The sequence below is a fragment of the Thioalkalivibrio denitrificans genome (assembly GCF_002000365.1).
In the GTDB taxonomy this organism is placed as follows: Bacteria; Pseudomonadota; Gammaproteobacteria; order Ectothiorhodospirales; family Ectothiorhodospiraceae; genus Thioalkalivibrio_A; species Thioalkalivibrio_A denitrificans.
Map to the genome: position 1 here is coordinate 19,999 of NZ_MVBK01000036.1, position 10,260 is coordinate 30,258.

Annotated in this window: 13 protein-coding genes; 11 read left to right on the forward strand and 2 right to left on the reverse strand. The window is 66.1% G+C overall.

The window, feature by feature from the left end:
- Positions 1 to 43 precede the first annotated feature (43 nt).
- Positions 44 to 883, reverse strand: a complete 840-nt coding sequence (locus B1C78_RS06415) for an SDR family oxidoreductase (RefSeq protein ID WP_077278327.1) — start codon at positions 881 to 883, stop codon at positions 44 to 46.
- Positions 884 to 992: 109 nt separating this feature from the next.
- Entirely contained in the window at positions 993 to 1,370 is a 378-nt protein-coding gene (locus B1C78_RS06420) for a DsrE family protein (protein ID WP_077278328.1), read from the reverse strand.
- Positions 1,371 to 1,545: 175 nt separating this feature from the next.
- Here B1C78_RS06420 and B1C78_RS06425 point away from each other — a divergent pair, with 175 nt between their 5' ends.
- The 11 genes from B1C78_RS06425 to tolQ all read left to right on the forward strand — a co-directional run bounded on the left by B1C78_RS06425 (position 1,546) and on the right by tolQ (position 10,200).
- The gene (locus B1C78_RS06425; RefSeq protein WP_077278329.1) at positions 1,546 to 1,863 is read left to right on the forward strand and encodes an FmdB family zinc ribbon protein; all 318 of its coding nucleotides are present in this window, start codon (positions 1,546 to 1,548) and stop codon (positions 1,861 to 1,863) included.
- The gene (locus B1C78_RS06430) at positions 1,863 to 2,546 is read left to right on the forward strand and encodes a DUF502 domain-containing protein (protein WP_077278330.1); all 684 of its coding nucleotides are present in this window, start codon (positions 1,863 to 1,865) and stop codon (positions 2,544 to 2,546) included. The genes B1C78_RS06425 and B1C78_RS06430 overlap by 1 nt, the downstream gene beginning before the upstream one ends.
- Positions 2,547 to 2,640: 94 nt before the next feature.
- Entirely contained in the window at positions 2,641 to 4,413 is a 1,773-nt protein-coding gene (gene aspS, locus B1C78_RS06435) for an aspartate--tRNA ligase (RefSeq protein ID WP_077278331.1), read from the forward strand.
- Positions 4,414 to 4,487: 74 nt separating this feature from the next.
- Entirely contained in the window at positions 4,488 to 4,934 is a 447-nt protein-coding gene (gene nudB, locus B1C78_RS06440; RefSeq protein ID WP_077278332.1) for a dihydroneopterin triphosphate diphosphatase, read from the forward strand.
- The gene (locus B1C78_RS06445; RefSeq protein ID WP_077278333.1) at positions 4,927 to 5,562 is read left to right on the forward strand and encodes an esterase/lipase family protein; all 636 of its coding nucleotides are present in this window, start codon (positions 4,927 to 4,929) and stop codon (positions 5,560 to 5,562) included. The genes nudB and B1C78_RS06445 overlap by 8 nt, the downstream gene beginning before the upstream one ends.
- A 192-nt stretch (positions 5,563 to 5,754) precedes the next feature.
- Entirely contained in the window at positions 5,755 to 6,504 is a 750-nt protein-coding gene (locus tag B1C78_RS06450) for a YebC/PmpR family DNA-binding transcriptional regulator (RefSeq protein WP_077278334.1), read from the forward strand.
- Between the two features lie 111 nt (positions 6,505 to 6,615).
- The gene (gene ruvC, locus B1C78_RS06455) at positions 6,616 to 7,155 is read left to right on the forward strand and encodes a crossover junction endodeoxyribonuclease RuvC (RefSeq protein WP_077278335.1); all 540 of its coding nucleotides are present in this window, start codon (positions 6,616 to 6,618) and stop codon (positions 7,153 to 7,155) included.
- Positions 7,152 to 7,760, forward strand: coding sequence for a Holliday junction branch migration protein RuvA (ruvA, locus tag B1C78_RS06460; protein ID WP_077278336.1), 609 nt, complete (start codon positions 7,152 to 7,154; stop codon positions 7,758 to 7,760). Before ruvC ends, ruvA begins: the two co-directional genes overlap by 4 nt.
- A 216-nt stretch (positions 7,761 to 7,976) precedes the next feature.
- The gene (gene ruvB / locus B1C78_RS06465; protein ID WP_077278337.1) at positions 7,977 to 9,038 is read left to right on the forward strand and encodes a Holliday junction branch migration DNA helicase RuvB; all 1,062 of its coding nucleotides are present in this window, start codon (positions 7,977 to 7,979) and stop codon (positions 9,036 to 9,038) included.
- 15 nt (positions 9,039 to 9,053) lie between these two features.
- Positions 9,054 to 9,524 carry a tol-pal system-associated acyl-CoA thioesterase gene (gene ybgC / locus B1C78_RS06470; protein WP_077278338.1) on the forward strand — a complete coding sequence of 157 codons (471 nt, stop codon included), beginning with the start codon at positions 9,054 to 9,056 and terminating at the stop codon, positions 9,522 to 9,524.
- The gene (gene tolQ, locus B1C78_RS06475; RefSeq protein WP_077278339.1) at positions 9,514 to 10,200 is read left to right on the forward strand and encodes a protein TolQ; all 687 of its coding nucleotides are present in this window, start codon (positions 9,514 to 9,516) and stop codon (positions 10,198 to 10,200) included. The genes ybgC and tolQ overlap by 11 nt, the downstream gene beginning before the upstream one ends.
- The last annotated feature ends 60 nt before the right edge of the window (positions 10,201 to 10,260 follow it).

Genomic DNA, 10,260 nt, shown 5'->3' on the forward strand with positions numbered 1-10,260 from the left:
GCGCCTTTGCGTCGCGGTTGAGTCCAGGGGAATTCCACAGAACTCACCGATTCTCCCGGCGCGACACCGCGAGCAGCACGCGGTCGAGCCAGGCCGTGGGCAGGAGGCGGCGCAGGGTGCCGAAGAGGTGGGTGGGGAAGGTAACGTAGTAGCGTGCGCGGGGGCGCGGGCTTTCCAGGGCGTGGATGACCTTCTTCAGCACCGCCTCAGGCGGCAGGGTGAAGGGGGCGGCGGGGCCCTCCTTGGTCAGGCGCCGCTCGGCAGCGGCGTAATGTTCGCGAAAGACACTGTTCGCCCGGTCGATGTTTTTCAGGAACGCCGCATGGGCGTTGGCCCGAAAGCGGCTCTCGATGGGGCCGGGCTCCACCAGGCTCACATGCACGCCGGAGCCGCGCAACTCCAGGCGCAGGGTGTCGGTGAGCCCTTCCAGTGCATGCTTGGAGCAGTTGTAGGCGCCGCGAAAGGGCAGGGCCACCAGCCCCAGCACCGAACTGTTCTGGATGATGCGCCCCTCGCCCGCGCGCCGCATGACGGGCACCACGCGATTGGTCAGCTCCAGCCAGCCCAGCAGATTCGTCTCCAGCTGCGCCCGCAGTACATCCCGGGAGAGATCCTCCACCGCGCCCGGCTGCCCATAGGCACCATTGTTGAAGAGGGCGTAGAGCGTTCCGCCGGTGCGCGCCAGCACCTCGTCCACGGCGGCCGCGATGCTCGCGCTGTCGTCCAGATCCAGAAGCAGCGACTCAAGCCCTTCCTCCTCAAGTCGGCTGACGTCAGCGGCACGGCGCGCCGTGGCGAACACCCGGTATCCGCGCTCGTGCAGGGCATGGGCCACGCAGTGACCGATACCCGTGGAACAGCCGGTGATGAGGACGGTCTTCATGGAGTGAGGATGAAGGATGAAGTCCCTGGCATTTTACCCTTGGTATCAGACATCAGACATCAGACGTCTGACGTCTGACGTCTGACGTCTGACATCTGACATCTGGAGCTCAATACGTGAGCGTAATGACGCCTTCTTCCGCGGCTGCGCCGATGAAGGCCGCGCCGCCGCGCACGCCGTCCAGTTCCGGGATGGCGTTGTCCTCGGTCAGCTGATGCTCGGCCGCCGCCCCGGCGCACACGTAGAACTTCACGCCCGCCTGGTGGGCGTCCTGCATGAAGCTGTAGAGGGATTTCTCGCGGGCCTCTCCCGGGTAGATGTCCTCGGCCCAGCCCTTGAGCAACAGGCGTGTGGTGCGTGCGGCAAAATAGATCTCCACCTCCATGTCCATGGCAGCGGCCACGGTCGCCTGGAAGAAAGGGGCGCCCAGGGCGGCCGGTGCGTCCGGATTGAGATTCAGCAGCATGATGACTACTTTGTGCGCCATGGTGGATCGTTTCCTTTTCCGGCCGGCGTGTACCCCGGCGGGCCGGTGGCGCGGCGCGGGGGTGGAATTCCGCCGCGCCGGCCCTCATATAAGGTGGGGACGTCCCGAATGGATTTGGCCGGGACTTTCCATATAATTCGTCGACAATACTGACCGATTTTCTGAGGGATTGAAAATGCCCATCTATGAATACGAGTGCGGCGAGTGCAGCCACCGGCTCGAGGTGATCCAGAAGATCAGCGATGCACCGCTCAGGGATTGTCCCGAATGCGGCGCAGCCGCGTTGTCCAAGCTGGTCTCCGCGGCCGGGTTCCGGCTCGGCGGGGGCGGATGGTACGAAACCGACTTCAAGAACGGCAACAAGCGCAACCTGAAGGACGGCGGCGACGGCAAATCCGGTGGCGAGTCCGCCAAGCCGAAGGACGGCGTCAAGTCCGGCGAGTCGGCGAAGCCCGCGAAGACCGACAGCCCGAAGGCCGTGGCGGCCGGCTGATGTCTCTCGCCGAACAGCGGCCCCGGCTCGCCACCCTGCGCAAGTACCTGATCACGGGGTTGGTGGTCTGGGTGCCGCTGGTGATCACCTTCTTCGTCCTCAAGTTCCTCGTGGACCTGATGGACAACAGTCTGCTCCTGCTGCCTCCCGCCTGGCGGCCCCAGGCGCTGCTGGGTTTCAACATCCCGGGTCTTGGAGTGGTGCTGGCCGCGGTGATCGTGCTCCTAACCGGCCTGATCACCGCAAACCTGGTGGGCCGCAAGCTGGTGGACATCTGGGAGAGCATCCTGCACCGCATCCCCCTGGTGCGCAGCATCTACTCGGCGGTGAAGCAGGTCATGGAGACCCTGCTGGGCGCGGGCGGCGATGCCTTTCGCCGGGTGTTGCTCATCGAGTATCCCCGCAAGGGCATCTGGACCGTGGCCTTCCAGACGGGTGTCGGGGTCGGCGAGGTGCAGCACCGCACCAGCCGTGAGGTGCTCACCGTGTTCGTGCCCACCACGCCCAATCCCACCTCCGGGTTCGTCATCATGGTGCCCCGGGACGAGGTGGTGGAGCTGGACATGAGCGTCGAGGACGGGCTCAAGTTCGTCATGTCGCTGGGCGTGGTGTCGCCCAAGTGGCCCCCGCCGCACCTGCCCGAGTCCGGCGCCCAAGTTGCGCCCCCCCAGCCCAAGTCGTAACATTGCCGCCTTTTCAGGGCACTACACCGCGCGATCTCCGTTCCCCGGCGCACCTGCATGTGCGGTGTCTCCATTCAATCAAGAAGGGCAAGTCATGCGTAGTCACTACTGCGGGGCCGTCAACGAATCCCTCCTGGACCAGGAGGTGACCCTGTGCGGCTGGGTCAACCGCCGCCGGGATCACGGCGGGGTGATCTTCATCGACCTGCGTGACCGCGAGGGCCTGGTGCAGGTGGTATTCGATCCGGACCTGCCCGACGTGTTCGTCACCGCCGAGCGGGTGCGCAGCGAGTACGTGCTGGCGGTAAAGGGGCGTGTGCGCCGCCGCCCGGAAGGCACCGAGAACCCGGATCTGCCCACCGGTGCCGTGGAGGTGCTGGGCCGTGAACTCACCGTGCTCAACGCGGCCGAGACCCCGCCCTTTCAGCTGGATGAGGACGACGTCAACGAGGAGACGCGCCTTCGCTATCGCTACGTGGACCTGCGCCGCCCTGCCATGCAGACGCGGCTGCAACTTCGCGCGCGCATCACGCGGGTGTTGCGTCGCTTCCTCGAGGACAACGGTTTTCTCGACATCGAGACCCCGATGCTGACCCGGGCCACGCCGGAGGGCGCGCGGGACTACATCGTGCCGAGCCGCACGCACCCGGGCAGTTTCTTCGCGCTGCCCCAGTCGCCGCAGCTGTTCAAGCAGCTGCTGATGATGGGCGGCATGGACCGCTACTACCAGATCGTGCGCTGCTTCCGGGACGAGGACCTGCGTGCCGACCGTCAGCCCGAGTTCACCCAGCTGGATATCGAGACCTCGTTCATGGACGAAGAGGGCATCATGGGCCTCATGGAGGAAATGGTGCGCGAACTGTTCGCCCAGGTGCTGGAGGAGCCGCTGCACACACCCTTCCAGCGCATGAGCTACGCCGAGGCGATGGCGCGTTTCGGCTCCGACAAGCCGGACCTTCGCATCCCGCTGGAGCTGACAGAGCTCACCGACGTAATGGGGGAGGTGGACTTCAAGGTCTTCTCCGGCCCCGCGAAGGATCCCGCCGGGCGTGTCGCCGCCCTGCGTCTGCCCAAAGGCGGCGAGCTCTCGCGCAAGGACATCGACGATTACACCGCCTTCGTTGCGCGCTATGGTGCCAGGGGGCTGGCCTACATCAAGGTCAACGATCTCAACGCCGGGCGCGAGGGCCTGCAGTCGCCCATCCTCAAGTTCCTGCCCGATACCGTAGTCGTGGAGATCCTGGGCCGTACCGGTGCCGAGGACGGCGACCTGATCTTCTTCGGCGCCGACAAGGCCCGGGTGGTGAATGAGTCTCTGGGTGCGCTGCGGGTGAAGCTGGGCCACGACCGGGGCCTGGTGGAGCGGGGCTGGAAACCGCTCTGGGTGGTGGACTTCCCCATGTTCGAATACGACGAAAAAGAAGGCCGCTGGATGGCCCTGCACCATCCCTTCACCGCGCCGCACGCCGAGCGCCCGGAGGACCTCACGGGCAATCCCGGCGAGATGATGTCCCGCGCCTACGACATGGTGCTCAACGGCACGGAACTGGGCGGCGGGTCCGTGCGTATCCACACCACCGCCATGCAGCAGGCCGTGTTCGGGCTGCTGGGCATCGGCGAGGCCGAGGCCCGCGAGAAGTTCGGCTTCCTGCTGGATGCCCTGAAGTACGGCTGCCCGCCCCACGGCGGCATCGCCTTCGGCCTGGACCGCCTGGTCATGCTCATGACCGGCAGCCAGTCCATTCGCGACGTGATGGCCTTCCCCAAGACCCAGACGGCGCATTGCCCGCTCACGAATGCACCGGCCGAAGTGCCGGAGGCTCAGTTGCGGGAACTGAACATCCGAATCAAGAAGCAGCCCGCGTAAAAGGCGGATACAAGGTACAAGGGAAAAGGTACAAGGTTTTCCCCCTTTTACCTTGTATCTTGTACCTTGTACCTATGTCTTTCAAACGCCCGGAATCCGTGCTGGTGGTCGTCCACACCCTGGACGGGCAGGTCCTGCTCCTGCGTCGCCGGGAGCCGCCGGACTTCTGGCAGTCTGTGACCGGCAGTCTGGAGTGGGATGAGACGCCGGAGGCGGCGGCGCGACGGGAGCTCATGGAAGAGACGGGTCTGGAGGCTGACGGTCTGGTGGATTGTCGGTTGCAATACCGCTTTCCCATCCACACGGTCTGGCGTCATCGCTATGCCCCCGACGTGCATGAGAATCTGGAACACGTCTACCTCCTGCCGTTGCCGGACGTGGTGGCGGTGCGCATCGCCCCGGAAGAGCACTCTGAATATCGCTGGCTGCCTGCCGCCGAGGCGGCCGAACGCTGCTTCTCCTGGACCAACGCCCGCGTGATCCGGGAGCGCGTGCCCGGAGGGTCGGCCATCGATGCGTGAGGTCGTGGTGCTCGTGCACGGCATGTGGATGATCGGGCTGGAGATGAGCCCTCTGCGTCGCCGTCTCGCCGCGCAGGGCTTCGAGTGCCGGCAATTCCGCTATCCCAGTGTCCTGGCCACCCCCGAGGCCAGCGCTGCACGCCTGGAGCACTTCCTCCGCTCCATGGATGCCGACGTGGTGCACCTGGTGGCCCACAGCCTCGGCGGGCTGGTGGTCCTGCATCTGTTCGAACGCAGCCCCATGCAGCGCCCGGGTCGCGTGGTGATGCTGGGCACGCCGATCAACGGCAGCCGCACCGCCGCCTGCTTCGCGCGCACGCCGCTGACCCGCTGGATGCTGGGACGCTGCACCCGCCGCGGCCTGCTGGGTGGGGCGCCGCGCTGGAAGGCGGCCCGGGAACTGGGCATGGTGGCCGGCCACCGGGGTTTCGGCATCGGCACGGTTTTTTGCCGGGCCCTGGACCACCCCAATGACGGCACCGTGGCCGTCTCGGAGACCCGTGCGCCCGAGATCAACGCGCATCTCAGCGTGCCCTACGGGCATTTCACCATGCTCTGGTCGCAGCACGTGGCCGAGGCGGTGGGTGCGTTCCTGAAAACCGGCGATTTCGCGGCCGAGTCACCCTAAGTTAGACTATGCGACGGATCGGGCGACCCTGTCGCGGGACACCGTAGGTCGGGCTTCAGCCCGACGATCATGGCTGTCGAGGCGTCATTTTCGGGCTGAAGCCCGACCTACGGTGTGCCGGAGGCGGGCCACCTTCACGGGGTGTGGTATCTCCCCGAACTCATTTGAACCACGCTACGAGACAAGACCTCCATGGCCGGACACAGCAAGTGGGCGAACATCCAGCACCGCAAGAATGCCCAGGACGCCAAGCGCGGCAAGCTCTTCACGAAGCTCATCAAGGAAATAACCGTGGCCGCCCGGTTGGGCGGCTCGGACATCAACGCCAACCCGCGCCTGCGCCTGGCCGTGGACAAGGCCCTGGACGCCAACATGACCAAGGACACGGTGGAGCGCGCCATCAAGCGCGGCGCAGGTGAACTGGAGGGCGTCAACTACGAGGAGATCCGCTACGAGGGCTACGGCCCCGGCGGCGTGGCCATCATGGTCGACTGCATGACCGACAACCGCAACCGCACCGTGGCTGAGGTGCGCCACGCCTTCACCAAGTGCGGCGGCAATCTGGGCACGGACGGTTCCGTGGCCTACCTGTTCGAGAAGCAGGGCATCCTGAGCTACCCCGAGGGCAGCGACGAGGACCGCGTGATGGAGGTGGCCCTGGAGGCCGGTGCCGAGGACGTGATCGTCAACGACGACGGTTCCATCGACGTGATCACCGATCCCGACGAATACCAGGACGTGCGGTCCGCCATGACCGAGTCGGGCCTCAAGCCCGAGCGCAGCGAGGTCACCATGCGCGCCGCCACCGCCGCCCCCGTGGACGCGGAAAACGCCCCCGCACTGCTCAAGCTCCTGGACATGCTGGATGATCAGGACGATGTCCAGAATGTGTATACGAACGCTGATTTCCCGGATGAGGTGATGCAGGCAATTGAAGCCTGAGGGGATTACGGCCAGAACGGTGGAACAGGTACAAGGTACAAGGTACAAGGGTAAAGGGGGGGTGTTGATCCCCTTGTACCTTGTACCTTGTACCTTGTACCTGCGCATTCCATGCGCATATTAGGCATCGACCCCGGTTCCCTGGTGACCGGCTTCGGCATCATCGACAGCGACGGACGCAGCAGCCGGCATGTGCACAGCGGCTGTATCCGGGTGAGCGGGCAGGATCTGGTGGTGCGCCTGGGGATGATCTTCGAGCAGGTCTCGGAGTTGGTGGACACCCACGGGCCGGACGTGCTGTCCATCGAGCAGGTCTTTGTCTCCCGCAACCCCGCCTCGGCGCTCAAGCTGGGTCAGGCGCGCGGTGCGGCCATCTGCGCAGGGGTGCGCGGCGGGCTGCCCGTCGTCGAGTACAGCCCGGCCTCCATCAAGCAGGCAGTGGTAGGCACCGGTTCGGCCAATAAGGAGCAGGTCCAGCACATGATCACCATGATCCTCGGCCTCGACGCCGCCCCGGCGTCGGATGCCGCCGACGCTCTGGCTGTGGCGGTCTGCCATGCCCACACCCAGGGAACATTCGGCCGCCTGCCGGAGGGCGTGCAGGCGCTCGCCTTCAGGACCCGGGGCGCGCGCCGGAGATCGCGACGATGATCGGACGTCTGCGCGGCGAGCTGGTCAGCAAGCAGCCCCCTTTTCTGCTGCTTGAGGTTCAGGGAGTCGGCTACGAGATCGAGGCGCCGTTGTCCACGTTCTACAACCTCCCGGAGCCCGGCGGGCAGGTGACGCTGCATACCCATCTGCACGTGCGCGAGGACGCCCACGTGCTTTACGGCTTCGGCAGCGAGTCGGAGCGGGGACTGTTCCGCAGCCTGATTCGCGTGAGCGGCGTGGGCGCGAAGATGGCGCTGGCCATCCTCTCGGGCATGAATGCCGAGGAGTTCGCCCGCTGCGTCATGGACGCCGACACCGCCTCCCTGGTGCGTCTGCCGGGCATCGGCCGAAAGACCGCCGAACGCCTGGTGGTGGAGATGCGCGACCGCATCGGCAGCCTGCCGGCCACCGCCGCCGTGGCCGGCGGCGCGGCGGCCGCCGCCTCCGCCGGCGGGGCGCCGGACCCGGTCAGCGATGCCGTCTCCGCCCTGGTCTCCCTGGGCTACAAGCCCCAGGAGGCCAGCCGCCTGGTGAGCGCCGTGGAAAGCGAGGCGGAGCGCTCCGAGGACCTGATCCGGCTGGCTCTGAAAGCAACGCTCAAGTAGAGCGTAGAGACAAGAGGCAAGATTCAAGAGACAAGAAAAGGCCGCCAGCGGCGCACATAGGGCGCCGTGCCCAAGGCGGGACCTTGATCCGGCGCCCATGGGGCGCCCGATGAAATCGAGATTTCTTGCCATGTAACAGAAAGTTGTGGTTCTTTTTTCATGTTTTTTCTTGTATCTTGCCTCTTGTATCTTGCCCCTGGTCCCCAGTGACTGGCCATGCCCGAACGTTTGATCACCGCCGAAGGCTCCAAGGAAGATGAAGTAGCCGAAAATTCCATCCGCCCGAAGCGTCTGGCGGACTATGTGGGCCAGCCCGCGGTGCGCGAGCAGATGGAGATCTTCATCGGGGCCGCCCGGGGGCGCGGCGAGGCCCTGGATCATGTGCTGATCTTCGGGCCGCCGGGTCTCGGCAAGACCACGCTCTCCCACATCATCGCCCACGAGCTGGGGGTGAACCTGCGCCACAGTTCGGGCCCGGTGCTCGAGCGCCCGGGGGACCTGGCTGCGCTGCTCACCAACCTGGAACCCCGAGACGTCCTGTTCGTGGACGAGATCCACCGGCTGTCGCCCGTGGTGGAGGAGGTCCTCTACCCGGCCATGGAGGATTTCCAGCTGGACATCGTCATCGGCGAAGGGCCCGCCGCCCGCTCCATCAAGCTGGACCTGCCGCCGTTCACCCTGGTGGGAGCCACCACCCGCGCGGGGCTGCTGACCTCGCCGTTGCGCGACCGCTTCGGCATCGTGCAGCGCCTGGAGTTCTACGGAACCGAGGACCTGACCCGGATCGTGCGGCGGGCCGCGGGCATTCTGGGCGTGGAACTGGAGCCGGCCGGGGCCACCGAGATCGCGCGGCGTTCCCGGGGCACGCCGCGCATCGCCAACCGACTGTTGCGCAGGGTTCGCGACTATGCCCAGATCAAGGCCGACGGCGTGATCACCGCCGCCGTGGCGGATCGCGCCCTGGACCTGCTGGACGTGGACGTGCAGGGCTTCGACGCCCAGGACCGCCGCCTGCTGCTGGCGGTGATCGAGAAATTCGACGGCGGGCCGGTGGGTGTCGACAGCCTGGCTGCCGCCATCGGCGAGGAGCGCGGCACCATCGAGGACGTGGTGGAGCCCTATCTCATCCAGCAGGGATTTCTCATGCGCACCCCGCGCGGGCGCATGGCCACGGGCAACGCCTACCGGTATTTCGGTCTGGCGGTGCCCCGCGGCGCCGGCACGGCGGAGGACCTGTTCAGCGCGGCCCCGGACGGCCCCGAAGACGGAAAACTGTGATCGAACCCCGTGTCCATGACGACACAATCCAGCAAACTCGAGCGCGCGAACGGGGCCTTCATCTGGCCGGTGCGCGTCTATTACGAGGACACGGACGCCGGTGGCGTCGTGTACTACGCCAATTACCTGCGCTTCATGGAGCGCGCCCGCACGGAGTGGCTCAGGCATCTTGGTTTCGACCAGGACCGGCTGGCGCGGGAGCAGGGCCTGTTGTTCGCCGTGCGCTCGGTGATGCTGGACTACCTGTTGCCTGCCCGCCTGGACGACGAACTGGAGGTCAGCGCCTCGGTGCAGCCGCCGGGGCGGGCCAGTATCCGTTTCGCCCAGACCGTAGTCAGGGTGTCGGGGCCGAACGCTCCGGAACTGCTGACCCGCGGCGAGGTCAAGATTGCCTGTCTGGATGCAGGGGATTTCCGTCCCCGCAGCATCCCCGACCCCATTCTCAAGGCACTGTCAGCCCCGGAGGCCGAGACACGTGAGCGTTGATCTGTCCCTTTATCGCCTGATCCTCGAAGCCAGTTTCATCGTACAGCTGGTCATGATCATCCTGGTGGTGGCCTCGGTGCTGTCCTGGACCGTGATGGTCATCAAGTGGCGGGTGCTGCGAGATACCCGGGTCGCCACCGAAGAGTTCGAGGAGCGTTTCTGGTCGGGCGTGGACCTGGCTCATCTCTACGAGGGCATCCGGCGCAAGAGCGAGGTCTCCGGGCTGGAGCATGTGTTCGCCGCCGGCTTCAAGGAATTTCTGCGCGGGCGCAAGCAGCGCAACCAGGGGGGGATGAGCCTGGGGGAAAGCGCCCAGCGTTCCATGCGCGTGGCGGTGTCCCGCGAAGTGGACGGCCTTGAAAGCTATCTCACGTTTCTGGCCACCGTGGGGTCCACCAGCCCCTACATCGGCCTGTTCGGCACCGTGTGGGGCATCATGCATGCCTTCATCGGGCTCTCGGGCGTGCAGCAGGCGACGCTGGCCATGGTGGCGCCGGGCATCGCCGAGGCGCTCATCGCCACCGCGCTGGGCCTGTTCGCGGCCATCCCGGCGGTGATCGCCTACAACCGTTTCTCCGACGACATCGATCGTATCGTCACACGCTATGACAACTTCACGGAGGAGTTCACCTCCCTGCTGCAGCGTCAGGCCCCCGTGAGCGAGGAGACCGCATGATGCACCGTCGGGCCCACCCGAGCGCGGGAACACACTGGCAGCCTGTCGGACTTAGGCTGC

Bases quoted from the DNA above. Each gene is read 5' to 3' on its own strand.
- B1C78_RS06415 (WP_077278327.1), bottom strand. From the start codon at position 883: ATGAAGACCGTCCTCATCACCGGCTGTTCCACGGGTATCGGTCACTGC.
- B1C78_RS06420 (WP_077278328.1), bottom strand. From the start codon at position 1,370: ATGGCGCACAAAGTAGTCATCATGCTGCTGAATCTCAATCCGGACGCA.
- B1C78_RS06425 (WP_077278329.1), top strand. From the start codon at position 1,546: ATGCCCATCTATGAATACGAGTGCGGCGAGTGCAGCCACCGGCTCGAG.
- B1C78_RS06430 (WP_077278330.1), top strand. From the start codon at position 1,863: ATGTCTCTCGCCGAACAGCGGCCCCGGCTCGCCACCCTGCGCAAGTAC.
- aspS (WP_077278331.1), top strand. From the start codon at position 2,641: ATGCGTAGTCACTACTGCGGGGCCGTCAACGAATCCCTCCTGGACCAG.
- nudB (WP_077278332.1), top strand. From the start codon at position 4,488: ATGTCTTTCAAACGCCCGGAATCCGTGCTGGTGGTCGTCCACACCCTG.
- B1C78_RS06445 (WP_077278333.1), top strand. From the start codon at position 4,927: ATGCGTGAGGTCGTGGTGCTCGTGCACGGCATGTGGATGATCGGGCTG.
- B1C78_RS06450 (WP_077278334.1), top strand. From the start codon at position 5,755: ATGGCCGGACACAGCAAGTGGGCGAACATCCAGCACCGCAAGAATGCC.
- ruvC (WP_077278335.1), top strand. From the start codon at position 6,616: ATGCGCATATTAGGCATCGACCCCGGTTCCCTGGTGACCGGCTTCGGC.
- ruvA (WP_077278336.1), top strand. From the start codon at position 7,152: ATGATCGGACGTCTGCGCGGCGAGCTGGTCAGCAAGCAGCCCCCTTTT.
- ruvB (WP_077278337.1), top strand. From the start codon at position 7,977: ATGCCCGAACGTTTGATCACCGCCGAAGGCTCCAAGGAAGATGAAGTA.
- ybgC (WP_077278338.1), top strand. From the start codon at position 9,054: ATGACGACACAATCCAGCAAACTCGAGCGCGCGAACGGGGCCTTCATC.